At 56.1% G+C, this 24,542-nt stretch carries 19 protein-coding genes and 1 pseudogene; 5 read left to right on the forward strand and 15 right to left on the reverse strand.

Annotated elements, in window-relative coordinates:
* Positions 1 to 16: 16 nt before the first annotated feature.
* From EAY64_RS16085 to EAY64_RS20660, 7 genes are all read right to left on the reverse strand, one after another.
* Entirely contained in the window at positions 17 to 454 is a 438-nt protein-coding gene (locus tag EAY64_RS16085; RefSeq protein WP_158604710.1) for an OmpA family protein, read from the reverse strand.
* 72 nt (positions 455 to 526) lie between these two features.
* Complete coding sequence (locus EAY64_RS16090; RefSeq protein ID WP_103525758.1) at positions 527 to 1,024, reverse strand: Hcp family type VI secretion system effector; 498 nt, start codon at positions 1,022 to 1,024, stop codon at positions 527 to 529.
* Positions 1,025 to 1,079: 55 nt separating this feature from the next.
* Positions 1,080 to 2,564, reverse strand: coding sequence for a type VI secretion system contractile sheath large subunit (gene tssC / locus EAY64_RS16095; RefSeq protein WP_103525759.1), 1,485 nt, complete (start codon positions 2,562 to 2,564; stop codon positions 1,080 to 1,082).
* 3 nt (positions 2,565 to 2,567) lie between these two features.
* A complete protein-coding gene (gene tssB / locus EAY64_RS16100; RefSeq protein ID WP_233178898.1) occupies positions 2,568 to 3,080 on the reverse strand; it encodes a type VI secretion system contractile sheath small subunit in 513 nt (170 codons plus the stop codon).
* Between the two features lie 34 nt (positions 3,081 to 3,114).
* Entirely contained in the window at positions 3,115 to 4,131 is a 1,017-nt protein-coding gene (gene tagF, locus EAY64_RS16105) for a type VI secretion system-associated protein TagF (RefSeq protein ID WP_103525760.1), read from the reverse strand.
* Positions 4,132 to 4,146: 15 nt separating this feature from the next.
* Entirely contained in the window at positions 4,147 to 7,914 is a 3,768-nt protein-coding gene (gene tssM, locus EAY64_RS16110) for a type VI secretion system membrane subunit TssM (protein WP_103525761.1), read from the reverse strand.
* Between the two features lie 31 nt (positions 7,915 to 7,945).
* On the reverse strand, positions 7,946 to 8,812 hold the full coding sequence (locus tag EAY64_RS20660) for a M15 family metallopeptidase (RefSeq protein WP_233566502.1): 867 nt from the start codon (positions 8,810 to 8,812) through the stop codon (positions 7,946 to 7,948).
* Positions 8,813 to 8,996: 184 nt separating this feature from the next.
* Here EAY64_RS20660 and tssJ point away from each other — a divergent pair, with 184 nt between their 5' ends.
* From tssJ to EAY64_RS16140, 5 genes are all read left to right on the forward strand, one after another.
* The gene (gene tssJ, locus EAY64_RS16120) at positions 8,997 to 9,530 is read left to right on the forward strand and encodes a type VI secretion system lipoprotein TssJ (protein ID WP_103525762.1); all 534 of its coding nucleotides are present in this window, start codon (positions 8,997 to 8,999) and stop codon (positions 9,528 to 9,530) included.
* Positions 9,531 to 9,734: 204 nt separating this feature from the next.
* Positions 9,735 to 11,081, forward strand: a complete 1,347-nt coding sequence (tssK, locus tag EAY64_RS16125) for a type VI secretion system baseplate subunit TssK (protein ID WP_103525774.1) — start codon at positions 9,735 to 9,737, stop codon at positions 11,079 to 11,081.
* A gap of 7 nt (positions 11,082 to 11,088) precedes the next feature.
* Entirely contained in the window at positions 11,089 to 11,793 is a 705-nt protein-coding gene (icmH, locus tag EAY64_RS16130; RefSeq protein WP_103525763.1) for a type IVB secretion system protein IcmH/DotU, read from the forward strand.
* 1 nt (position 11,794) lies between these two features.
* Entirely contained in the window at positions 11,795 to 12,274 is a 480-nt protein-coding gene (tssE, locus tag EAY64_RS16135; RefSeq protein ID WP_103525764.1) for a type VI secretion system baseplate subunit TssE, read from the forward strand.
* Positions 12,275 to 12,962: 688 nt separating this feature from the next.
* Positions 12,963 to 14,135 carry a GGDEF domain-containing protein gene (locus EAY64_RS16140; RefSeq protein ID WP_103525765.1) on the forward strand — a complete coding sequence of 391 codons (1,173 nt, stop codon included), beginning with the start codon at positions 12,963 to 12,965 and terminating at the stop codon, positions 14,133 to 14,135.
* A gap of 133 nt (positions 14,136 to 14,268) precedes the next feature.
* On the opposite strand, the gene EAY64_RS16145 is transcribed toward EAY64_RS16140, so the two are convergent.
* The 8 genes and pseudogenes from EAY64_RS16145 to EAY64_RS16180 form a co-directional block, all read right to left on the reverse strand.
* Positions 14,269 to 15,588, reverse strand: coding sequence for a sigma-54-dependent transcriptional regulator (locus EAY64_RS16145; RefSeq protein WP_103525766.1), 1,320 nt, complete (start codon positions 15,586 to 15,588; stop codon positions 14,269 to 14,271).
* Positions 15,589 to 15,591: 3 nt separating this feature from the next.
* Positions 15,592 to 17,415 (reverse strand): sensor histidine kinase, encoded by a 1,824-nt coding sequence (locus tag EAY64_RS16150; RefSeq protein ID WP_158604711.1) that lies wholly within the window; start codon positions 17,413 to 17,415, stop codon positions 15,592 to 15,594.
* A gap of 188 nt (positions 17,416 to 17,603) precedes the next feature.
* A complete protein-coding gene (gene aspT / locus EAY64_RS16155) occupies positions 17,604 to 19,286 on the reverse strand; it encodes an aspartate-alanine antiporter (RefSeq protein WP_103525775.1) in 1,683 nt (560 codons plus the stop codon).
* A gap of 123 nt (positions 19,287 to 19,409) precedes the next feature.
* The gene (locus EAY64_RS16160; RefSeq protein ID WP_103525768.1) at positions 19,410 to 21,068 is read right to left on the reverse strand and encodes an NAD-dependent malic enzyme; all 1,659 of its coding nucleotides are present in this window, start codon (positions 21,066 to 21,068) and stop codon (positions 19,410 to 19,412) included.
* A gap of 563 nt (positions 21,069 to 21,631) precedes the next feature.
* Positions 21,632 to 22,621: an aldo/keto reductase gene (locus EAY64_RS16165; protein ID WP_103525769.1), complete on the reverse strand. Its 990-nt coding sequence runs from the start codon at positions 22,619 to 22,621 to the stop codon at positions 21,632 to 21,634.
* 58 nt (positions 22,622 to 22,679) lie between these two features.
* Positions 22,680 to 23,063: a tautomerase family protein gene (locus EAY64_RS16170; protein ID WP_103525770.1), complete on the reverse strand. Its 384-nt coding sequence runs from the start codon at positions 23,061 to 23,063 to the stop codon at positions 22,680 to 22,682.
* Between the two features lie 88 nt (positions 23,064 to 23,151).
* Positions 23,152 to 24,219, reverse strand: coding sequence for an alkene reductase (locus tag EAY64_RS16175; protein WP_103525771.1), 1,068 nt, complete (start codon positions 24,217 to 24,219; stop codon positions 23,152 to 23,154).
* Positions 24,220 to 24,269: 50 nt separating this feature from the next.
* A pseudogene (locus EAY64_RS16180) lies at positions 24,270 to 24,542 on the reverse strand (SDR family NAD(P)-dependent oxidoreductase); the annotation flags it as partial.

The following is a 24,542-nucleotide window of genomic DNA, read 5'->3' on the forward strand; positions in this document are numbered from 1 at the left end:
AGGCTGGCGGTTCCGATTATTTGAAAATCAACTGCACACCGTGGGTCTTGCGCTCGGTATCAAACCGGATGGATATCCTGCTTTCCAGCAAGCCGGTTCCAACCAGAAAATCTTTCACTTCAATGGCACGCGCCTGTGCTGCCGCCTTGGCATTGCCTACATCACCACGGTAACAATGACCGCGAATGACAACAGACTTGCTGGCTTTCAATTGCGGAAGCAAACGCAACAGTTGCCCCTGCCCAACCGGGTCCAGCTTGGGGCTCATCTTGTCAAAGGGGATGAAATTGGGATCAATCGCCATATTGGCATCAATCTTTTTTTCCAGCGCAGCGCGATCAGCCGCCATTTTCTGCGCAGCCGCTGCTGCTACAGGGTCCACCGGCTTTGGGGACGTATTGGCACATCCAGCCAATAGCGAGGAAAACAGGCAGGCTAACAAGAATTGCTTCATGACAAACATCCGAGAAAAGCGGAAAACAGCCCGCTCCAGGGCGGAGCGGGCGCTATGCTCAATTCACAGGAATCAGGCGATAGTCTTGTTGCTGGTCAGATCCCAGCCAGCGCTTACATTGCCGCCGCCAGTACCGTCAGCACGTTTCTGCTGGGTGTAGGTCCACTTGATCTTGCCATAGGAGAAGCTAACCTTTTCGCTGGGGAAGCCAGCATCATTAGCAGAACCCGTCGGCTCAACCTTGGAGATCAGGACTTGTTCCATCTTGATTTCCATGTACTTCACCTTGTCACCACCAGCACGGCACAGCTCGATGACAACTTCCTTGATGTGCTTACCGGTGCAGCAAGCCTCGTAAATCTTCGGGCTGGCCTTGTCCAGGAAATGGGTGATCTGATAGGGAGCATGGTTTACACGCTCGGCAGTGGCACCACCAGCCGAGCTGGCAGTGGACTGCGCCGGCTGTTCCAGAGCATGGGCGAAGGACAGGATTTCGATCCAGTCTTTGTGTTTGTCGTCAGTACTTTCACCAGGAATGCCATCAATTTTCAGGAATGCATCAAAAGCCATTATTACTTCTCCTTAAAGCAGGAACAAAACGGAGGATACCCTCCACAATCACCAATTAAGCTGCGGGCTGTGGCAACTCCGCCACCAGACGCAACGAAATGGTCAACTCATCAAGCTGGAAGTGGGGTCGCAAGAACGCAGCTGCTCGGTAAACACCAGGTTTGCCCGGCACTTCCACCACATCCACCCGTGCCTCGCGCAAGGGATATTTCGCCTTGGCCTCCTGACTGGCCGAGTCATCCAGCAATACGTACTGCGCCAGCCAGGTATTAAGGTAGTCCTGCACATTCTGGCGGGAAGCAAAACTACCGATCTTGTCGCGCATGATGGATTTCATGTAATGCGCGATACGCGATACCGCAAAGATGTAAGGCAATTGGGTGGACAGTCTGGCATTGGCGTTGGCAGCATCGGTGTTGTATGTCTTGGCTTTCTGTACCGACTGGCCAGCAAAGAAGGCGGCATAATCCGTGTTCTTGCAATGCACCAATGAAATCAAGCCCAGATCCGACAGCAATTTCTCGGTTCGATCGGTAATCGCCACCTCGGTCGGGCACTTCAAGGCCACTTCGCCGTTATCGGTTTTAAAGGTATGTGCCGGCAAGCCTTCCACCAGCCCGCCCCCCTCAACCCCGCGAATGGCCGCCAGCCAGCCGAACTGAGCAAACGCATCGGTCAAACGCGCGGCATAGGCATAGGACGCATTGGTCCACAGGTATTTGTCGTGGTTGCTGCCATCGACATTTTCTTCAAAATCAAACTCTTCCACCGGGACATTGTCACGCCCGTACGGCAAACGCCCCAGCACATGCGGCAAAACCAGGCCGACATAGCGTGAATCCTCGGACTCACGGAACGACTTCCATTTCGCATACTCAACCGTGTCGAATATTTTGGCCAGATCGCGCGGCTTGCCGATATCGGCAAAGGTTTCCAGGCCGAACAGTCCGGGTGCCGCAGCGGAAATCAACGGTGCATGGGCTGCAGCAGCCACATGTGACAGTTCGTCCAGCAGGTAAAAGTCTTCCGGGTGACGGGTAAACTCGTAATCCCCCACCAATGCAGCATAAGGAGCACCACCGAAAGTACCGTACTCTTCTTCGTAGATTTTCTTGAACAGGGCGCTTTGGTCAAACTCGGCAGCCGATTTGAAATCCTTGACCAAATCCTTCTTGGAAACGTTCAGCACCTTGATCTTCAGCATGGTGCTGGTTTCAGACTCTTTGATCAGATAATTCAGACCACGCCAAGAGGCTTCCAGCTTCTGAAAATCCGGCTGGTGCATGATGGCATTGAGCTGATCGGAAATCAGCGCGTCGATTTCGGCGATGCGCGCATCCAGACTGGCGCTCAGATCACGGGAAATGGTCACGCTGCCTTCCAGCACCTGCTCGGCCAGCTCTGAAATCAAATCCCGGGCATGGCCTTTTTCACTGTCATTGGTAGCAACGTGACTCTGCTCGATAATGCTTTCCAGCAGGCTGGAAGTATTGGCTGCAGCAGTCTGTTCGATAGTATTGAGCTGTTGTTCCGCGTTCATCGCTTATTCACCCGCCTTGTCATTCTTACCCTGGCTGATCTGACGCAGCTTTTCGGTATCGCGCACAACGTCATCCAGCAACTCTTCCAGCTTGTCATTGCCTGCCATCTTGTTGCGCAGGTCTGCCAGGCGCTGGCGCGCGGCCAGCAGTTTGTTCAGGGGCTCCACCTGACGGGCGACGTTTTGCGGTTCAAAATCGGTCAGGCTCTGGAAGTTCAGTTCAATGCCCAACTGGCTTTCATCATCAGCCAGTTTGTTATCGACCTTCATCGCCAGGCGCGGCGCCATGCCCTTGAGCACTTCATCAAAATTGTCGCGGTCAATTTGTACAAACTTGCGCTCTTTCAGCTTGGGAAGCGGGTCCTTGCTGTGGCCGGCATAGTCGCCCAGCACACCCATGACAAAGGGCAGCTCCTTGGTTTCGATGGCATCGCCGATCTCAACGTCATAGGTAATCTGCACGCGCGGCGGACGTACGCGCGACAATTTCTTTTGTGTACTTTCGTTAGCCATCATGACTCCCCAAGGTTTGAACTAATCGCCAAAAAGATTAAACAAGGCTGCGCGAAAGGCTGGCCATCACATCGCAAAGCTGAGCTACCGAAAAGTGCGGATCAGTCAGCCGTCGGCTGAGAATATAAGCTGCCTCCGCATAGGACTGATGGTTGCGCCACGGCGCCTGCTCGTCATCGACATCAATGATGCAACGAGCATCGAGGGGAACACCCCAGCACTGTGCCAGCAGATGCTCACTCAATGCACCCGGCACGAGGGCCAGATAACTGGCCTGTGGCTGACGGATAATCAGACACTGCACCGGGATATCCCGCATGCCGGCCGTGGCCGCCGAGAACAGTGACAGCCAGGTCACGGCAGCCAGCATCTCCTCGCCCTCGCCGGCAGGCAGCGGCAGCAAATAGGTTTGTGCTGACAGACTGTCCTTGAATTTGCGCAACAACTGACTATGAAACACGAATGACAACAGCAAGGCTTCGATATCGGTATCGCCATGCTGGCGCAGCAATCCCGCCAGATACTCGGGACGGGTCAGCGACAGATGCCTGCTGAGCAGTTGCTCAGCCAACTCCAGGTCTGCCGCCGAACTGGCGCCGAAGATGGACTGTTCTTCCAGGTATTGCCGGCAGGCGAGCATTTCGACTGCATTGTCGATGGCATTGCCAAGCTGCTCTTGCAAACCATTGAAAAACAGCTCATTGGACAGCATCAGCACGGCAATCGGCGGCTGCGGGCCATCTGATTGCAGCAAGGACGCAGCCACCAGCGGGTAGTTGCGGCCACTTTCATCATGGCTGGGATGGATCACCCCGAGCGACAGCCAGGCGCCATCCCGCGAGCGGATGACAAACGAAGTGGGTGGCATGGCGCGGTAGCCATCGATCCGGGCAGCGGTGTCGAGTTGCCGGATACTTTCTGCCAATACCGTATCCAGCTGAGTGGCGGCCGGATGTGTCGCATTGATGCGGACGAAATCGCCACGTCGCGGCAGTTTGCCAAAAATGCAAAACTGCGCCGGCACATCTTGAGCACGTTTGAAATTAAAGGCCATGTGACTGTTTTCCTGTTACAAGGTCACACGCTCTGGCAGCGTCAATTTGTATAGTTTGATCAATTGCAAAGGGTTGACTCCACCGACCATACGGAAATTGAAATGAACGGACTGACCATCGGCGGCTTTGCCGGCTGGCCAGCTCAACTGGGCAAGATCAGGGCTGTCCTGTGTCACTTTGGCACTGGCCAGCAAACGCATCAGTCCCATGCGGCCGGACTGGTTGGCAATGACATTGACCGCCCCGTTGTAGGACACCACCTGAATGCGTGCGCCACCACCCGCATCGCTGCCGGGCCAGGTAAACGGCTGCCAGGTCTGCGGCCCATTGCGATAGCGCAGCTCCTGGCCGTCAATCACGAAGGAAATATCCGAGAGCCCTGGTGTTGGCTGCGGCTGCAATTCGAAACGGCTGTTTTCACCGTCCTGCAACTGGTTACTGGCCAAAGAGCTGAGGCGGCCAACGCTGGAGAGGAACTCCGGATTGAAGCGCATCCCCTGATTACCCCAGGCACGCGGCACCAAGGTGTCACCCTTGCGCTGCACCAAGCCGTTCAGATACTTGTTGATGAACTTGTCCAGCACCCCGTCATTGGCTTTGACAAAGCGATTGATCTCGGCGACCGAGGCCGTGGTACTGGAGTCACTGAAGGGATACTTGCTGGCCAGCTGACGCCATTGCGGCAAGACCTCATTGGCCCAGGCCTGGTTGATATCCTGCTGTGCCGGAGCAAGGATGGCGGAATAGGACTGTGACAAAGGCCGGATCAACATCGGACGTACCATTGCAGCAGTGTCAGCGGGTACCTGGCTGAGCAGGGAGTTGTCGACATAGCTCGTCGTATCGGCCAGTTCCGAGCCAGATCCGTTCAACGTGGCTTGCAGCGTATTGCGGGCCTGTGGGCCGGGCTCGTCGGTAGACGCAATTCCCGCCAGCTTGGCCTTGAGCTTGGCCAACTGATCAAGATAACCATTGATCGGCGGATTATCACCCTTGACCAGCAAGGCTACGCCGGCAAATACCTGCCCTACCTCGCCATATTGCTTGTCGGTTTTGGGCTGTGCTTGTCCGTCATTGCCCTTGATGAAATCAGCTGTTTTCTCCAGCACTGACTGCTTGGCATTTTCCAGCGAGCGGTTGAGTTCTGACGGGTTATCCCAGGCAGTCTCTACTGCAGCGCGTGCCAGAATCAGCTTGATCGGCGAGTTTTGCTTGTCGGACAGGCGGGTTAGTGCCGATGCCGATTGTGCCGGGCTGGTGAAATCGCGCGTGGTGACGCCGGGCAAGAATTTCTTCCAGGCCGCAATATATTGAGCACGATACAAGGCCATCAAGGCCGCACGGTTTTTCTCGATATTGCCATCGCGGCCGAGGTTGTCCTGCATGGAAGAGGCCAGCACCCAGTCATCGCCGCGGATTTCGCCCTTGCTCGCCTCATCTATCGCCGTCTTGACGTAGGTATTCCAGGCCTCGCGGGTAAACGCCCCTTCTACCATCTGGCTACTGGCCATGATGTCCAGATCGTGGTTATCCAGAATGCGGGCAACCGTCAGCGGAGCAAAACGGGTATTGGCACGGGCGCGAATTTCATTGTAAACACGCTCTTCAGCCGAGAGATGCTTGTAGGAACCACGCAGTACTTCGCGCGCGGCAGCCACTACCTGAGCATTGTTCTCGATAAGCGGCAGGTCTGGCTCATGGATCTGGCTGACATAAAAAGCCACCAGCTTCTCGGCAACGCCCATGACCTCGTCCACGGAATACTGTCCATGCTGACTTTCCAGGTAGGGCCGCCAGTAACGCGGAATCTGGTCAATCAGCTGCGCCTCATCCATACGCTTGCGATCATGCAGCATCAGATAGGTTTTCAGTGCGTTGTAGCCGGCATCCAGCTGGCGCGACTGATTGCTCGTGGCCGTGGCTGGCTCAGCTTCTGCCACCGGACTGGAACTCTCGGCCGCAGTCGCTTTCTGTGGCCAGCCCAGCGCGCTCAACTTGATATTGGGCAGGCTGTTGCCATGGCGTGGCGGCCGCGGCTTGGGCTTGACTGGCGGCTTTACCACGGGCTTGGGCATGTCGGTAACGACCGGCACCGGTTTAACAACAGGCGCAGCTTCTGCTTGCGGCTTGTAAGCCACCAGGGTGGCTTCCAGATTACGCTGCACCGGTTGCAGCATGACTTGCTTCAAACCGGCAAAATACTCTGCGCGCAGCCCTGCTTCCAGGGCATCGCCTTGATACAAGCCCCAACCAAGCTGCCAGGGAGCACCATTCTTACGATAGGCCTGTAGCTCTTCCAGCCGTTGCTGGAGCAACTGCAAGGATTTCAATTTATTGTAGAGCTGGCCACTGCTCGCCAGTTTGCCGGCTTCAGCGCGCTCTGCCGCGATTTGTTCGATCAGCCGCTGGTTGCCGATATAGGTCCACGACCATACCCCGGCCAGCCCCGCCAGCAGCAATACGCCAACACCCATGGCGGTCAAGCGCAAACGCCCACCACCAGGTGCGGTCTGCCGAGAAATAAGATGCTGATCCGGGAACAGAACATCGCGAAAAAAATCACGCAAGAAAAAACTGTATGAAGACGGCGGCTGCTTGGCATCCTTGCCCAAGGGGCTTAGATCAAACTGACCCTGTACCCGATTGGCGGCCACGATGCGTGGCACACCTTCCTGCAGTGCACTGGTAAAGTAAAATCCGCGCAGCAAAGGCCGTGCGTGATAGGGGTCATCCTCGTGCAAAAGCTTGATGAACTTGACGACGGCCGGCTTCAGCCCATGAAATTCGATGGGAAATGCAAAATGGGCAGGCTTTACCTGGCTACCACGATATTGCACCAGCTTGTCTTCCCCAAGCTGAACCAGCCCGCGATAGAGCAATTCGAACTGCTGCGCCACCACAGTACCGACATCGAAGCCATTACCCTGCTCTGCAGACAAGGTGGCACCCCATACCTGGGCACGCGCCTCGTCATCTGCATCCAGGAAAAACTGACCAAAGCCACCCAGCAAATCCAGTTTGGTAAACATCAGGTACACCGGCACCTGGGCACCAAAGGTGTTGCACATCTCATGGATACGCTCGCGAATCTGGCGCGCGTAGGTGGCGAAGCCTTCACTATTATGCTGAGCCAACTCGGGCAGGCTGATGGCGATCAGGATGCCGTTCACCGGAGCTTTGGCACGGTATTTTTTCAATAGCTTGAGAAACTCCAGCCATTCCACGCGATCTTCGGTATGCGTCGCATAACGGCCGGCGGTATCCAGCAGCACCCCTTCGGTAGAGAAGAACCAATCGCAATTACGCGTTCCACCCACCCCTTGAATGCCACTTTTATCGCTAAACGGAAAGGTGAGCCCCGACTGCAAGATCGCCGAACTCTTGCCGGCCGCGGGGTGGCCGATAATCATGTACCAAGGCAGTTCGTATAAAGCTGCGCTACCGCTACTGCTGCCAAGCTTGGATTTTTTCAGGGTATCCACCGCTGCCAGCAGCTTTTGCCGCAACAAGGTCACCTCGGCCCGCTTGCCGGCATCCGCACCGATCACTGCGTCGTCTGCCTGCTTGCGCAGCATTTTCTCCAGTAGGCCGCCTGCACGGCGAGTCAGTATCTGCCCCACCAGCAAAGTCAGCACCCATAGCAACATGACCCCGAGAATCCAGCCGAGGCGTGCCTCCTGGGAAGCCAGCCCCATCCAGGGGCCGATAAACCAAATCAGAGCGATCAGAATCAGAAAACCGATTGCCGATGCTACTTTTCCATGCCGAAGCCAACCTTGCATAACCGTCACTTAGCAAAAATTAAAAGAAAGGCTATTTTTTAGCCAGCAAAGCCCGAATTGAGCCTGTCTGTTCGATATGGCCAAAATCCTTGAAACTCCAATTACCACCCCAGGTAAGCCCGGCAGCTTGCGCCTCCTCACCCAAGGCCTGATACGCCTGCATCGCCCACGGATCACGCTCGGAGATCACCACCTTGCCATTACGGATTGGAGCCAGATCGACAGCCAAACCGTATTGATGCTTGCTCTCCCCTCCCTTGGCCTGGGTGACATGATTACCTTGCGTAGCCAGCGCGTTCTGACGCTCCGGGCTGCGATAGCCTTCCAGCAAAACCATGGCAAAACCACGCTCTTTCATCGCCGCCATCACCCGCAACACTGTTTGTACAAAAGCCGGATTCAAACGACTCCAGTCACGGTTTGCATGATTGATGTCCAGACTAGGTCTTTCCGCTTGGGCATCGACAAAAGCAGTGGGCGGCAAGGCTGGTGGCGGCACCAGTTTCTCTTCCTGCAGCGTCTGCTTGATGCGCTCGGTCTGGGCGTACTCCTGGGCCACGTAGTCCGGCCGCTGATAGTAGCGCCCCATATTCAACACCAGCAGCACCCCCAAACCCACCACGGGCAAGGACAACAAGGGAAGTAGCAACCAGCGGAAGCTGTGCCTTACCCCTGGGACTTGTGGCTGAGCATTGGCAACTGACCCAGCAGGCAGCGTTGCCAAGTCAGCAGCATCCTCCATACTCAACGATGGCTCTGACAGCAGCCCCTCAACCGAGCCGGGACCCTGCAGTGGATGCGCTTGCGCCAAGGCACCCACTCCCAAGAAGTAACGCCAGCCAACCCAAGCCAGCAGCAGTACGAGCAAGGCAATCAGTACCGGCAAGGCAAAAATCATCTGCATGACACAATCAACACCCGAGAATCATAATTTCATTTAAAGTATTATCACAATATGTAACAATACGCAAAAAGAATATTATAATGTAATTTATTTTCCAGAGAAGATAGCTGTAAGAACTAGTAAAAGTACCGATAGAATATGCTATGCAGTTTTTTCAATCAGGAACGAGCATTTTCCAATGACATTTAATTTGCAAAGTCACCGCAAAAGCCTGTTGGCAGGCATCCTGATCCCCTTGATGCTCAGCGCATGCGGCGGCCCGAAAATGATCGCCATCCACGGCGAAAGCACCGTCGGCCTGAACCGTGATGCACAGGGAAAACCGCTATCCGTGGTGGTGCACATCTACCAATTGCGCAGTGCCGATGCATTCAACAGGATGACCATGGATGCCCTGCTGGCGGGGAAAACAGAGCAGGATCTGCTAGGAAACACGCTTATTTCCAGCAAAGAACTGACCATGATTCCAGGCAAATCAGTGACTGACAGCGAGACCATAGGCGAAGAAACGCGCTACGTTGGCGTGGTTGGTTTCTTCAGGCGACCAGACCCAGGCTACTGGAGGTTGCTGTTTGATGCCGATGCCATCAAGAGCCGCGGGCTGGTGTTCAAGGCTGCCGATTGCTTTCTGCAACCCGTGACTGCCAAGAACATCGCAATTCCGGGCCAATCTTCACAGCCTCCAGCCGAGTGCGCCAGCAAGCTGCGTTGATTTGTCCGGTAAAAAAATCTGTTCTGTTGCAATTTAACAACGTTTGTTATCAGTCCATTAATTGAATATTTAATTATTACTATGCACATCCCATTTGCCATAAATATGACAAATGATATTTTTACTAAGTAAAATTCCTTAAAAGCATCGTTTAAATCAATGCGCCGCATTGATCCTCCGTTGCAAAAGCAAGGTCATGACAAGATGCAATATGCAAAAAGAATTCTGTGGGGCGAAGGCATGTTTTTGCGGCCACAGCATTTCCAGCAACAGTCATTGTTCCTAGAACAAAAAAGCGCACAGCTACTACACCTGTCAGACCGACATCGCTGGGGCATCAGCCACCTGCAAGTAGATGAAACAGCACTGAAAGCCGGCATGGTGCGTATCGATGCCCTGACCGTGCTATTTCGCGACGGCACGCTGTACCAGGCACCCGGCAATGCAGCACTGCCCCTGTCGCGGGAGTGCGCCACCGTTCCCCAGCTTGGCATCAAGACCACCCTCTATGCTTGCCTTGCCCAGTTGCAGCCATACGGGGGGAATACGCGCAGCGGGGAGGCGCTCAATCGCCCTACTCGCTTCGTGAGCAATAGCAGTGAAGTTGCCGACTTGTACACTCAGGCGCTGGAAGCGGATGTCAGCACACTTGAACTCGACATCAAGCTGATGTTCGAGGAAGAAAACCGTGATGGCTACGAATCAGTTCCGCTATGCCAACTGGAAAAGGACGCAACAGGACAATGGCGTGTCTGCAGCGGCTTCATTCCGCCCCTGCTCACCACCGAGGGTTCAACCGAGATTCAGCAGCTGCTGCGTCGGCTATTAGACATTTTGTTGGTGAAAAACCAGTCTTTGAGCAACAGCCATCGCGAAAGATCAAAAAGCGTTGTTGAATATGGCTCCACTGACATCAGCTCTTTCTGGCTATTGCATACGGTAAATCGCAACTTCGCCCGGCTGCGCCATCTGTCGCAATGCAGCCCGCTACACCCGGAAGAGCTTTACATGGCACTCGCCGAGTTCTGTGGCGAGCTGCAAACCTTCGCCACCCTGTATACCTTGTCGGACATTCCCGCCTACCGGCATGAGCAATTGCATCTGGTACTGCCGGTTCTGGATCAACAAATCCGCGAACTGCTGGAGACCGTCATCTCGGCGCGCTACACCATCATCCCGCTGCATTCGCCCAAGCCATCCTTCTTTATTGGCCGACTGGAAAGCGACCGTTTGCTGGATAACGTGGATTTCTACCTATCAGTGTCAAGCGAGATGCCCGCCAGCCAGGTAATCGACAACGTGCCGCTGAAACTCAAGATCGGTGCGCCGGATGATGTGGAGAAAATCCTCAACTCCGCGCTGCGCGGCGTAGCGCTCAGCCATGCGGCGCAGACACCGTCCGCCGTGCCGGTGCGGGTTGGCAATCATTACTTCGCCCTCGAACCGCACGGAGATATTTTTGGCCGCATGCTGCAGTCACGCAGCATCTGCATCTACCTCCCACAAACCCTCGCCAATCTGTCACTCGAACTGATTGCCGTTTTCCGTTGATAAGGCCATGAACCAAGCTACTGCCCTCCCCAACCAAGAACGCCCACTGGCGGTCACCCCGTCGGCCGCTCCCAGCCTGCGCGAGATGCTGGAAGACGGCATTTATCTGCTATTTCTGTTGAAAGACGGCAATGCCCCTGGCAGCGCGGTGGAATTCAACCGCCGTGTCGACCAATTTCTGGCGCAATACGAGAAAAATGCGCGCAATTTCAACAAGGACATGAATGCAGTCAACTATTCCAAATACGCCTTTTGTGCGCTGATGGATGAAATCATTCTGTCGTCGGACTTCCCCTTGCGCGACGAATGGGAACGCATGCCCTTGCAATTACGTCTGTTTGGCGAACATCTGGCGGGTGAAGGTTTTTTCAGTCGACTGGAACAATTGCGCCTGGAGCCGGCACAGCAAATCGAGCCACTAGAAGTGTTCTACAGCTGCCTGCTGCTGGGCTTTCAGGGTAAATATCTGCTGGAAGGAGAAGAAAAACTGGGCTACCTGACCCACAAGCTGGCGCAGGAAATCCAGCAAGTGCGCGGCGGCAAGGCTGAGTTCGCCCCCAATGCCCAGCTGCCACAACGCTTTCAGGCCTTTGTCCGGCACGAGCTGCCCTTATGGCTGTATTTCGCCCTGCTGGCCATTGCGGGTTGCGGCATCTTCATGACCTACCGCTGGTTGCTGGCCAAGCAGCTGGGCAAGCTGTTTGCCAGCTGACATGAGCACACTGAGTCGTCACGCCCTGATCCAGCCCTCCGTACTCGACCGCCTGCTGGATGACGAGCCGGACCGCTCGCGCCAGCCCGAAGCCATGCTGTATGAACTCGCCCAATTCAAGCGCTCACTGGCGCGCGATCTGGAAGCCCTGCTCAATACTCGCACCATGCCGCTGGACGACTTGTTCGATGCCTACCCCCTGGCCAGCAGCAGCATGCTGCGCTTTGGGATTCCCGATCTGAGCGGCATCAGCCTGCTGAACCCTGACGACCGGGAACTGCTGCGTGAACAATTGCGACGCGCCATCGAGACGCATGAACCCCGGCTGTCCAGGGTGCGCGTCAACCTGGACGCCCCGCGCGAAATGGAAAGACATCTGCGTTTCCGGGTGGATGCCGTATTGAAAGTGCACCCGCATCGCCCACCGGTCACTTTTGATGCCACGCTGCAGCTGTCGTCCAATGTATATAAGGTGCAGTAAACCGGCAGGTGCTACAGCAGCGGACACCGCCAGATAAATGAATGGCTTATATGGATGAAATTGCCCGGTAGCGCATCGCGATACCGGGCCCAGTTTGCACGGGCTGCTGCCCTCTGCTCGACTGATGCCACACCACCCTCTCCCGATCCCCGCACCGGCTGGCCGCAGGCGATCACCGCTGAACCGTGGCGGCCCTTTAACCGGACCGCAACGCGAGCGCATCACAAACCCAGACCAATCTGCCCACCGGCCTGTCGCGCAGGGGTAATGTTCCGGTCAATCCCCTGCTTGGCATCGCAGTCCCTCCCGGATTTGCGGCTGCCCTGAGGCGGTCGGTTGCGGGTTGCTGTCGGGAGCCAAAACTCCAGGCTATGATGGCACGCCAAGTACGGCCTCACCTACTAGCCACCGACTGCCACGGTGTTCTACATTGCACACCGAAAGCGTCATACTATTATTTTACAATGCATCAGCCTTAATACGCCCAGGCAAATACTCGCAACGCATCCCGCCCTGCAGTAAAATCCCGCAAATCCACAATTCATGCTGGTTTTATTTTTTTGCATAAATGCTATAAATACAAATCACACACTCATAATCAACACCAATTTTCTTGCCGAATTTTCAAGAAAAACAAATCCGACAATGCAATGGCACTCTCTCTTGATTTCATACTTTTAATAAATTTATGAATAAATCCATTTACAAAAAATCAGCCCATGAAGATGCCGCAAACAAAGCCCTTAATCAGTGCGTAGAATCATTACAGCAGACGCTATTCTTAACGCCTCTGGGATGGGGATTAGTGATATGGCTTTGCCATGACTATACGCCCGCACCAAACATAAGCACATGGGTCTTGATATTTTTTGCAGAGTGGCTTGTTGCACACGCGGTAATTTTACACATCAAGTCATCACAACTGAGCAACAAGAGAATAATCTTCTTACTGAATGCCATATGTGCAGCAGATGGACTCGCCTGGGGCGCCATCGTTCCGCTGCTATTTCTTTACAATCAACTGATAGATTCCTGGCTGGTTGTTGTATTGTGCGGAGTTGCTGCCATCAATGCTCCAGTATATGTAACATGCATGTCTGCATTCCGTTTTTTTGCGTCCGGCCTATGGCTGCTCTCGGTACCACCCGCACTGCTATGGGGAGCGAAAATATTTGCCGCATCTGAATTTTCAGTCGGATTTACCATATATCTACTGATCTTACATTACAACCTGAACGTCCTATCCACCAAGGTAATACTTGGGATAAAACTACAGCTGGAAAATAATAATTTTGCAAGAGAGCTGGCAGAATCTCTCAAACAAGTAGAAATCCTGGCAAACAATGACGCGCTGACCAATCTGGCAAATCGCCGATCGCTCAACGCAATGCTGATTAATACGCAGCAAAAGAAAGACCATGACCTGGAAAACTCATGCCTGATCATGTTTGATATTGATTTCTTTAAAAAAGTCAACGATGTTTACGGCCACGCCATTGGCGACAAGGTTTTATTTCATTTTGGCCAGCGGGTGCAACTCAAGCTTCGGTCATCGGATGTACTCTCCCGATATGGCGGTGAAGAATTCATCGCCATACTGCCGGGCACCGACTTGAAAACAGCACTGGAAATTGCCGAGCGAATCAGAATTGATATCGAGCAACACGAATTGATCTCCGCCCCAGCCATTTCCATCACGGTTTCGATTGGCGTATCTGCTTTTGAACAGAACGAATCAATCGATGATTTGATAAACAAAGTGGACACCTGCCTCTATATGGCAAAAAACAATGGAAGAAACCAGATATGGTTCAATATTGACAATATTGCACACGAATATCATGCATCACTGAAAATATAAGATTCATTTATTTCAACAGATGGCAGATGGGTGATGCCAACCCACTCAAAACACAAGGCGTGCGGCTAACAAAAAGCCAGCAGCCGGCGGTGATCTGCCCAACTGCTGGCTTTGCCTGTGGCGTGCGGCCGGCTTACTTTTCTTCCAGATCGTATTTGCGGATCTTGTCGAATAGCGTGGTCTTGGCGATTTTCAGCACTTCGGCGGTTTTGGAAACATTGCCGCCCTGTTTGCGCAGTTCTTCGGCAATCATGCCCTTTTCGAAGGATTCCACTGCGGTGTGCAGGGTGAGCTGGGAGTCGGCAGCGGCGGTGCCCGGCACCATTTTCAGGTCCAGCACAAAGCGGTCGGCCTGGTTGCGCAGCTCGCGCACATTGCCCGGCCAGTGGTAGGCCATCAGGTCGCGCACCACTTCTGCGGTGATGGCCGGTGCCGGGCGGTTCATGCGCAGGGCGGACTGGCTGACGAAATAGTCGAACAGCAGCGGGATATCCTCGCGGCGGGCGCGCAAGGGTGGCAGATCCAGCGTGACCACGTTCAGGCGGAAATACAGGTCGGCGCGGAATTTGTCCTCATCAGCCAGTTTGGACAGATCGGCCTTGGTGGCGGCAATCACGCGAAAGTCCACCGGAATCAGCCGGTTGGAACCCAGCCGCTCGATTACCCGCTCCTGCAGCACGCGCAGCAGCTTGATCTGCATCGGCATGCTCATGCTTTCGATTTCATCCAGAAACAGCGTGCCGTGCTGGGCGTATTCGATCTTGCCTATGCGCTGCTTGCTGGCCCCGGAGAACGCACCGGCCTCGTGGCCGAACATTTCGCTGTCAAACAGGGTTTCCGGCAGACCGCCGCAGTTGAGCGCCACAAAGGGGCCGGTACGGCCGGACAGGTCGTGCAGGCAGCGCGCCAGCAGTTCCTTGCCGGCACCGGTTTCGCCATTGATCAGGATGTCGGTGGGGGTGGCCGCCACGCCCTGCACCAGCCGGCGCAGTTCGGCCATCACATTGGAGTTGCCGATCAACCGGCTTTCCAGCCCGCCATAGGCGGCCAGTTGGCGGCGCAGCTGGCGTACTTCCAGAGCCAGCCGGCGTTTTTCCATGGCGCGCTGCACTACCGATACCAGCACCTGTGGCAGGAAGGGTTTCTGGATGAAATCGTAAGCGCCGTCGCGCATCGCCTGCACGGCCATGGCGATGTCGCCGTGGCCGGTGATGAGGATGACCGGCAGGTCGGGATCGTCGGCCAGCAGCTCCTGCATGAAGGCCAGGCCGTCCATGCCGGGCAGGCGGATATCGCTGACGATGATGCCGGCAAAATCACGGCCGATGGCGCGGCGGGCCTTTTCCACCGAGTCGAAGCCCTGCGCCGGGATGCCATCCAGCCCCAGTGCCTGCACATAGCCCAGCTGGACGTCCTGGTCGTCCTCGATCACCAGTACCTGAAGATTGCTCATGTTTTACTCCTGCCTGTTTTGTCTGAGCGTGATGGTGAATACCGCTCCGCCATCCGGGTGATTGTCGGCGGACAATATACCGCCATAGGCCTTGATGATGTCCGAGGACAGCGCCAGGCCCAGCCCCAGCCCGCTGGTTTTCTTGGTGGTAAAGAAGGGTTCGAAAATATGCTGTCTGACCTGTTCCGACAGGCCGCTGCCATTGTCACGCACCTGAATGCGTACGATATCGTCCTGGCGCTGCCAGCTGATGGCGATCAGCGGGTCGGCCACTTCCTGCAGCGCATCAATGGCATTGCTGACCAGATTGACCAGCACCTGCTCCAGCCGCACCGCCTCGCACAGCACCACGATGTCTGCCGGCTGGGCGGGCAGCTGCAGCCGGATCAGGGTTTTCTTCAGCCGGTGATTGAGCAGGAACAGTGCATTATCCACGGCCTGTGCCACCGCGACGGATTCGCGTTCGCCACTGGGGCGGCGGGCAAAGGATTTCAGCTGCTCGGTGAGCGCACCCAGCCGCGCCACGATGTCGGTAATGCGCTCCAGATTGGTCCGCGCGGTGGCCAGGTCGTTGATTTCCAGAAAGCGCACGGTATTGGCCGATAGCGCCGACAAGGCAGCCAGCGGCTGGTTGATTTCGTGGGCGATACCGGTGGACAGCTGGCCGATCACCGCCAGGTTTTCGGTGCGGATCAGCTCGTTCTGGAAATTCTCCACCTGGCGCGCAGCCTGGATGCGTTCTTCGATTTCCATTTTCAGGCTGGCATTGGCCTGTTTCAGCTCACTGCTGCGCTGTTCTACTTGCTCTTCCAGCTGGTCATGGGCGCGCTGCAGGGCGCGACGGGCCTCGGCCTGGGTCTTGATGCCCATGCGCCACAGCCGTACCGAGTGCAACAGCAGGCAGGCAAAGCCCACCATCACCGCCACTGCCAGCGCCCGGGTCAGCGCCAGGCTGTGTATTTCGTGGGTATCGAGCAGCATGGTCAGCGTCATGCCGCTGACCGGGATGGTCTGATTGATGGCCAGAAATTCGTGCCGAGTGCGGCCCTGCCCCATCTGCACCAGCATGGCCTGGTTGTTGAGCACGCTTTTGCGCTGCCAGATGGGCGGCTTGATGATCTGCTTGTTGTACTGCTGGGCTTTTTCCAGTGCCAGCCGGGCGTCAAAGCTGAGCGGCACCGTGGCGTGGTATTTCCATTCCGGCACCGATGACAGCACCACCACGCCGTTGGAATCCGACACCAGCAAGGGCTCCACGATATTGCCCCACATGTGCTCCAGCTGTTCCAGCCCGATCTTGATGGCCACCACACCCAGCCGCTCGCCCCCCTGGTAGATGCCGGTGGCCAGATAAAATCCCGTCGCGTTGCCGGTGGTGCCCACGGCGTAAAAGGTGGTGATGCGGTTGGCCGCCGCCTGCTGGAAATACGGACGATAGGCGATATTGCGCCCGACAAAGCTGTCTTTTTGCTGCCAGTTACTGGAGGCAATCACCTTGCCCTGCTTGTCCATCAGATAGGCCTGCAAGGAGCCGGCCCCCTGATTGAGCCGCAGCAGGTAGTCATTGGCACGGGCCAGCTGTGGCGGATCGGCCGGCTGCAGCAGCGCTTCGCGCAGGGTGTCGTTATACGATGCGGCCAGCGGCAGCAGGCCGTATTTGTCCACCTCGTGCTCCAGAAAGCCGGCATTGCGTGCCAGCCGCCGTGCCGACTCCTGCTGCCGCTGCTGTAACAGCTGCTGCCAGCTGATGCTGTACACCGCATAGGCGGCCAGCAGCGACAGCAGCATGGAAAACAGCAGATAAAGATAAAAACGGGTTCGCTTCATACCAACTCCGGGACACACCCGTCTGACTGGAAAAACCGGCCTTGTTGCAGCCATGGCGGGCGCATTATCCCACAATCACCCGATAATTATTGCGCCGCAACATGGCAAGCAAAAAAGCCACGCAGGGTCATCTGCGTGGCAAGGTCATGGCAGAACCACGACGACCGAAAGGAGAAAGAACAAGACAGCTAGAACACGTTGACCAGCACGATGGTGAACACAGCCATCACCAGCCGGGACACGGCATACCCTACGGTATAGCCCAGTGCCGGCACCTTGCTCTGGGCGGCGTCCTGCAATGCACCCAGCGCGGCAGTGGTGGAACGGGCGCCGGCGCAGGCTCCCAGCAGGATGCCAGGGTGGAACTTGAACACGAAGCGCCCCAGCAGCAGGCCGACAATCAGCGGCACCATGGTGACCACGGCTCCGGCAAACAGCAGGGTCAGGCCGTATTGTTGCAGGCCGGAAATGAAGCCCGGTGCAGCGTTCAGGCCAATGACCGCGATAAAGCCGTTCAGGCCGACATTATTGAATACCCACAGCGCCGGGCCGGGAATCTTGCCAAAAGTACGCATGGAAGCACGCAGGTAGCCGCAGACAATACCGGCCACGATGGAGCCCACCGAAGTACCGAAGCTGAGCGGGATACCGGCCACGTGCACGGTGATGGCACCCAGAATGCTACCGGCCACGATGCCGAAGCCCATGAAGGCCATGTCGGAGTTTTCCAGCGGACGGTCGGCATAGCCCAGTTGCTTGGCCACTACAGCCACGTCCTGCTTGGCACCCAGAATGGTCAGCACGTCGCCGCGTTGCACTACCACATCCTGCCCCATCGGCATGTCCAGATCACCACGGCTGAAGCGGGTGAGGAACAGGCCACGGCCCGGCTTGCCGAACAGTTCGCCGGTGATGTCGCCCAGCGTCTTGCCGGCGTATTTGCGACTGGTCACCACCAGGTCGAGCAGTTCGGTGGAGAAGTCCAGCAGCGGCACGTCTTTCACTTCCTGGCCGAAATGGTGCTGGTATTTCAGCAACGCGGTCAGCGTGCCGGAAATGGCCACCACATCATTGCGCTGCAGGCGGGTGTTGCCTTCGCAATCGACAATCTTGGCGCCCACGGCCTGGCGCACGCGGCGCACGAAGATTTCGTGGTTGAACATGGTTTCTACTTCGGAAACCGTCTTGTCGAACAGATCAACATTGTTCAGCAGGAAGGCACGGGCGGAAAACTCGCGGTAAGCGGTGCTACCCACGGTGTGGCCACTGCCATTTTCCTTTTCGTAGGTCTTGCACTCTTCCACCAGATTGAAACCGAGCATTTTCGGTGCAAAGGAAGCCAGAAACCAGGCCGAACCGGCGGTGCCGAAGGGATAGGTCACGGCATAGGCCACCGGCATCAGCGCCATGGCCACCTTCACGCCACCGGGCATCTGGCTGGCCTGATTGAGCAGGTCGGTTGCCACACCCAGCACGGTGGAATTGGTATAGCCACCGGACAGCAGGCCGGCAGTCAGCGCGGCATCATAGTGCAGCATCTTGCCCAGCAAGATGGCGGTGAACAGGCCGGAGGCACACACCAGCACGGTAAAGAACACCTGCGAAATACCGTCGCTCTTGAGGGCGCGGATGAATTGCGGCCCCACGGCGTAGCCGACGGCAAACAGGAACATGGCAAAGAAGGTGGATTGCAGCACCGCCGGAATCACCAGATGCACCTGGCCAATCAACAGGCCAGCCAGCAAGGTGGAGGTAACCACCCCCAGATTGAACTTGCCCAGATTGAGGTTACCCACCCAGAAACCGACGGCGATGGTCAGATAGATCGCAATCTCCGGGTATTTCTGCAGGGTATGAATGATGTAGTCCATGATAGACACCTTTGTTTGGTCAGCCACCACCAGCCGACATGTCGTACCGGTGGTGGCCATCAGGCGCGAAGCACCCGTCAGCTATTCACGCGCCACCCGTCCGGGCGGCGCATGTCTTCCCTCTCAGTACTGCGGCTTGTACAGCTGAGCCTCAAGCCAGGCGCGGATATCACGCGGACGCTCTACCTGGGCCAGACCGGAATCGAACATGTACTCGGCAATACGGGCTGCCGTGGTCACTTCGGTTTCCAGAATCTGCTCCTGGCTGGGGAACAACATGCCCTTGGCGCGCTGGGTCAGCGTGACCTGGTCGGCGGTGGCGTGGGCGGCCACGATAAAGCATTCGTCGTTCAGGCGGGTCGGGCGGCAGGCATAGGTCGCCAGGCCGATGGCCGGGTAGATGTAGAAGTTGTTGGCCTGGCCCGGGCGGTAGGTCTTGCCTTCGTATTCGAAGTCGGGGAACTGCACGCCAGCGGCAAACAGCGCCTTGCCCTTGGACCAACTGTAGGCTTCCTCGGCACTGCACTCGGCCTTGTGGGTGGGGTTCGACAGGGCAAAGATGATGGGCTGCTCGTTCAGCTTGCTCATCAGCTCGATCACTTCACGGGTAAAGGCGCGCGCCTTGGTGCTCACGCCAATCAGCACGGTCGGTTTGAACTCTTCGATGGCCTTGAGGAAATCCTTGCACGGCTTGGCCGGGCGGGCATACAGCTTCTGGGTATCGGACAGATCGGTACGGGAATGCTCGATCAGACCGTTGATGTCGAACAGGGCAACCTGCTTGCGTGCTTCGGCTTCGCTCAGGCCCAGGGTTTGCAGCTCGGCGCAGAACAGCTTGGCAATGCCCAGGCCAGCAGAACCGGCACCGAGGAACATCACGCGCTGCTCGGTCAGCTTGCCACCGGTAATGTTCATGCCGGCAGCGATACCTGCCAGTGCCACACTGGCGGTGCCCTGGATGTCATCGTTGTAGCAGAGGATCTTGTCTTTGTAGCGATCCAGCATGCGAATGGCGTCGGTGCCCTTCCAGTCTTCAAAATGCACGCAGCAGTTGGGGAAGACCTCCTGCACGGCCTGGATGAATTCTTCGGTCAGCTCGTCCAGTTCGGCTTCGGAAACCGGGGCTTCGCGGGTACCCATGTAGAAGGGGTCGGCACGCAGGGTTTCATTGGTGGTACCGATATCAAACAGCACCGGCAGCAGGCCGGCCGGCGGTACCGCAGCGCAAGCGGTGTACAGCTGCAGCTTGCCAATCGGGATGCCCATGCCATTGGCGCCGATGTCGCCCAGACCCAGAATGCGGCCACCGGTGGATACGCAGATAAAGCGCACGTCTTTTTCCGGCCAGTTGCGCAGCACCTCGGCCATGCGGCCCTTCATGTAGCGGGTGATGTACATGCCACGGGCGCGGCGGTAGTTGTTACCAAAGGTTTCGCAGGCATCGGCTACGGTCGGGTCGTACAGCACCGGGATGAAGCGTTTCGGGTCGGACATCACCGTCTTGTAGAACACGGTTTCGTTACGGTCTTCCAGGCCGATCAGGTAGGTGTAGCGTTCCAGATCGTCGGCTTTTTCGTCCAGGTGGGCCATGACGCGCTCTACCTGACGGTCCAGGTTTTCCACTGCATGCGGCAGCAGGCCTTCCAGACCCAGCTGACGACGCTCTTCCACGCTATAGGCCGTGCCCTTGTTCAGCTTGGGTTCATGCAACAGCGGCATGCCGCCATGTTGGCCATTGGCGCTCAGCTTGTCATTCTTGACGGAAGTGTTCTTTACAGTCATGGCATTCTCCAGTTTGTATCGAAAGGGTGAGTTGAAAGCTTCTCAGCTGCCCTTCTTATTGCAACTGGCGTGCCAGCCTTTCCGGCCCGTTAGAAATTTTTATCTTATTGTTTTTAATGATGTTTTATTTCCATAAAAAACCATACTGACGTCAGGCCGTACTTTGCCCCGCACGGTGGGTGCGGAAGTCCGTACTTTGTGAATGGGCTTTGCGCGGCTAGGAAAAAAGCTGGTTTTTGGGGGAAGGAGGAAGGTAAAGAGAGCTTGGCGCGCCATACCTGGTTTGGGGTAAGACCCGCGCAGTTAAGCCCGATATCGCAACACCGCTGTCGCTTGGCAACTATCGAACTGTTCAAACATCAGCTGTCCGCCAGGCGGATGATGATTTGCCTGCCGCTGCGGCACGGCGGACGGGAAAGGGGCCGACTTGCATTGTCCATTGCAAAAAATGGCTGCTTCCTGTTTGAAAGCAGCCATCAATGTCGTAAGTGAAGGAAGGTACATGCCGCTTAAGCATGGCGCTCAAAGCAGGGAGATCGTACTGCCTACGCTACCGGGTTAGTTTAGTAGTCTTCATGCCAGGAAATCAGTTTTCTGCTAGCCATGGATGCACCAAGACTACTAACGGTATCAAGACGTTGAATCTGTTCTGCCGAAAGCGTCAGATCCAGCGCCTCAAGGTTGTCCTTGAGTTGGGTTTGCGAACGCGGCCCGATAATGGGTACGGAACCGTGTGTCCCGGCCCAGGCAATGGCAACCTGACTGGCACTCACCCCTAGCTCTGTTGCAATCGCCAGTACCGTGTCAATAATCTGCGTGCGCTGGCTTGAATTCTCTGCCTGAAACACACGCCCACCAAAACCTTCAGCCCGTCCCTTTTCCCCCTGTCGATACTTGCCAGTCAGCATACCGCCACCCAGTGGTGACCAGGTGACGATACCCAGGCCCAGCGCAAGTGATGCAGGGAACAAATCTGCCTCTGGCTCGCGGTGCACCAGACTGTGTTCAAACTGGGCCGCTGCGACGGGAACTGCCTGCGTTAATTCTGCGTAGGTGACTGCCCGGGAAAGCCGCCAGGCAGGAAAATTCGACAAGCCTGCGTACAGAATCTTGCCGGCACGCGCCAGATCTTCAAAACCGCGCACGATTTCTTCAATGGCCGTGATGCCGTCAGGATGGTGTGCCCAGTAGATGTCGATTCGATCCGTCTTGAGCCGTTTAAGGCTGGCTTCCACCGAGGCAATCATTGCCTTGCGGCTATTACCGGTTACAAGCCGGTTGGCATTAGGTTCCGCACCGTTGGTAAACTTCGTTGCCAGGACAAAATCTTCACGTCGTCCTTTCAGCAGGTCTCCGAGCAGTGCTTCCGCTTGGCCGAACTGATAAATGTCTGCGGTATCAATAAAGTTACCGCCTGCCTCGGCATAGGCGTTGAAAATATCGGCAGCAACGTCCGGATCGGCTCCATAGCCCCAGCCAGTGCCAAAGTTGCCGGTACCCAAAGCCACTTGCGATACCTGCAAGCCAGTTTTGCCAAAAATGCTGTATTTCATCCTTTACTCCGTTAATGGAAGTATTCGTGTGCTGAATCAGCTGATGGTGCCGAGCGCATCAGTTTGCGTACTGGGCAAGGCCACTGCCGAATGACCAGTTTTCTTTTTTGACCTCGACCAGACTGATGAAGACATCCTCCAGCCGAACACCCGCTTCTGCATGGAGCCCCTCCGCTATCGTCTGGTAGAGCAGTTTCTTCTGTTCCGTCGAGCGTCCTTCATTCAGCGTGATCTGGATAAACACCACGCCATCAGTCCGAGGTATTCCGAGATACGAGGGGTCGTAGACAAAATGATTGTCGTCGTGCTCTGTCAGGACCTGAAAGTTGTCCTTGTCTGGAACATTGATCGCCTTCTTCATCGACGCGTAAACCACCTTGCCCAGTTTTTGGGCAAAGGTCGCATCAGGGTTCTTTTTGATGTCGATACGCACGAGAGGCATGTTTCTCTCCTTGAATTTGCTTGAGCATCTGCCGGGTTGCGCAGGCCATCAGAGTGTGACCTCAAGCACAAGCGGGATGAGACATCGATTAATAGTCGGTGTAGCCCTTTTCACCAGGCGTGTAGAAGGTAGCGAAATCCGGCTCGGCCAGTTCCTGCCCGGTCTGCAGCTTATTTACGAGGTCAGGGTTCGAGATGAACAGACGACCAAATGCAACAAGGTCGCCACGGTTTGCATTGAGATCGGCCGCGGCGCGTGCGGCATCGTAGCCACCAGAAAGGATGTACTGCCCGTTGAATGCGCTACGTATTTTGGCTTTCAATTCGGGGCTGACTTCTGGAGCGCCCATTGCGCTGTGATCAACGACATGGATATACAGCAGGCCGAGGGTATTCAACTCATCAATCAAGCGCAGGTACAGCGTGTCCATTTCTGCATCTGGTACTTGGGCATTGAAAACACCATACGGAGAGATGCGCATGCCCACACGTTTGGAACCAGCCACAGCGACAGTGACTCTGGCCACTTCCACCGCAAAGCGGATGCGGTTTTCAACCGAACCACCCCAGCGATCATTGCGCTGATTGGAGGCGGTATTAAGAAACTGGTCGATCAGATAGCCATTGGCGGCATGCAGCTCGACCCCATCGAAGCCAGCCTGCAAGGCCAGTTTGGCCGACTCGGCATATTCGGCGATGCTCTGGGCGATGTCCGCTTCATTCATTTCATGTGGCACCGGATGCGGCTGCATACCAGCCGTATCCGTCCACATTTCACCAGGCACAGCAATCGGTGACGGTGCCAGGACGCGAGCACCATCCGGCATGTTGGCAGGATGGCTGACACGGCCGGTATGCATCAATTGCACAAAAATCCTGCTCCCGGCCTGATGCACACGCTCAGTCACCCGTTGCCAGCCCTGTACTTGCTCTGCATTGAACAGTCCGGGAATGCGCGGATAACCCAGGCCATTTGGCGATGGGGATGTCCCCTCGGTAATGATCAGTCCTGCGCCCGCCCGTTGGCTGTAATATTCCGCCATCAAGTCATTGGGCAGATTTGCGATGGCGCGGCTTCGGGTCAGCGGTGCCATCACGATGCGATTTTTCAGCGGCAGGCTGCCAAGCTGGGTAGGGCTAAATAAGAGATTGGGCATTGAAGTGACCTTGGTGTTGGACTCACATTCCGATGAATACGGTGGATGGCTCAGTGTTGTTGCTGATAGCGTTCAGCGGCATGGGCTTGCCGAATGTCGGACAGCAGCCCTTGCCGCGCCCCATCCAGCGCATCCCAGCGCTCGGCAACATGCAAGGGGGGAATCGTCACCGGCTCGCGACGGTCAAAGCCAACCAGCGCGGCATCAACCAGCTCACCCACTTCCATCACCTCCGGGAGCGTGTTGACGTCAATGCCGGCGCGCTGCCAAATCTCGGTGCGGGTGGCTGCCGGCAGCACTGCTTGTACGTAAACGCCTTTGGG

The organism is Aquitalea palustris, assembly GCF_003693445.1.
GTDB lineage: Bacteria > Pseudomonadota > Gammaproteobacteria > Burkholderiales > Chromobacteriaceae > Aquitalea > Aquitalea palustris.

What these genes read in the sequence shown, in the direction of transcription:
- tssK (WP_103525774.1), top strand. Translation starts at nt 9,735, where the DNA reads ATGCAATATGCAAAAAGAATTCTGTGGGGCGAAGGCATGTTTTTGCGG.
- EAY64_RS16165 (WP_103525769.1), bottom strand. Translation starts at nt 22,621, where the DNA reads ATGAAATACAGCATTTTTGGCAAAACTGGCTTGCAGGTATCGCAAGTG.
- EAY64_RS16090 (WP_103525758.1), bottom strand. Translation starts at nt 1,024, where the DNA reads ATGGCTTTTGATGCATTCCTGAAAATTGATGGCATTCCTGGTGAAAGT.
- aspT (WP_103525775.1), bottom strand. Translation starts at nt 19,286, where the DNA reads ATGGACTACATCATTCATACCCTGCAGAAATACCCGGAGATTGCGATC.
- tssM (WP_103525761.1), bottom strand. Translation starts at nt 7,914, where the DNA reads ATGCAAGGTTGGCTTCGGCATGGAAAAGTAGCATCGGCAATCGGTTTT.
- EAY64_RS16175 (WP_103525771.1), bottom strand. Translation starts at nt 24,219, where the DNA reads ATGCCCAATCTCTTATTTAGCCCTACCCAGCTTGGCAGCCTGCCGCTG.
- tssJ (WP_103525762.1), top strand. Translation starts at nt 8,997, where the DNA reads ATGACATTTAATTTGCAAAGTCACCGCAAAAGCCTGTTGGCAGGCATC.
- tagF (WP_103525760.1), bottom strand. Translation starts at nt 4,131, where the DNA reads ATGGCCTTTAATTTCAAACGTGCTCAAGATGTGCCGGCGCAGTTTTGC.
- EAY64_RS16170 (WP_103525770.1), bottom strand. Translation starts at nt 23,063, where the DNA reads ATGCCTCTCGTGCGTATCGACATCAAAAAGAACCCTGATGCGACCTTT.
- tssB (WP_233178898.1), bottom strand. Translation starts at nt 3,080, where the DNA reads ATGATGGCTAACGAAAGTACACAAAAGAAATTGTCGCGCGTACGTCCG.
- tssE (WP_103525764.1), top strand. Translation starts at nt 11,795, where the DNA reads ATGAGCACACTGAGTCGTCACGCCCTGATCCAGCCCTCCGTACTCGAC.
- icmH (WP_103525763.1), top strand. Translation starts at nt 11,089, where the DNA reads ATGAACCAAGCTACTGCCCTCCCCAACCAAGAACGCCCACTGGCGGTC.
- EAY64_RS16145 (WP_103525766.1), bottom strand. Translation starts at nt 15,588, where the DNA reads ATGAGCAATCTTCAGGTACTGGTGATCGAGGACGACCAGGACGTCCAG.
- EAY64_RS16160 (WP_103525768.1), bottom strand. Translation starts at nt 21,068, where the DNA reads ATGACTGTAAAGAACACTTCCGTCAAGAATGACAAGCTGAGCGCCAAT.
- tssC (WP_103525759.1), bottom strand. Translation starts at nt 2,564, where the DNA reads ATGAACGCGGAACAACAGCTCAATACTATCGAACAGACTGCTGCAGCC.
- EAY64_RS16140 (WP_103525765.1), top strand. Translation starts at nt 12,963, where the DNA reads ATGAATAAATCCATTTACAAAAAATCAGCCCATGAAGATGCCGCAAAC.
- EAY64_RS16150 (WP_158604711.1), bottom strand. Translation starts at nt 17,415, where the DNA reads ATGAAGCGAACCCGTTTTTATCTTTATCTGCTGTTTTCCATGCTGCTG.
- EAY64_RS20660 (WP_233566502.1), bottom strand. Translation starts at nt 8,812, where the DNA reads ATGATTTTTGCCTTGCCGGTACTGATTGCCTTGCTCGTACTGCTGCTG.
- EAY64_RS16085 (WP_158604710.1), bottom strand. Translation starts at nt 454, where the DNA reads ATGAAGCAATTCTTGTTAGCCTGCCTGTTTTCCTCGCTATTGGCTGGA.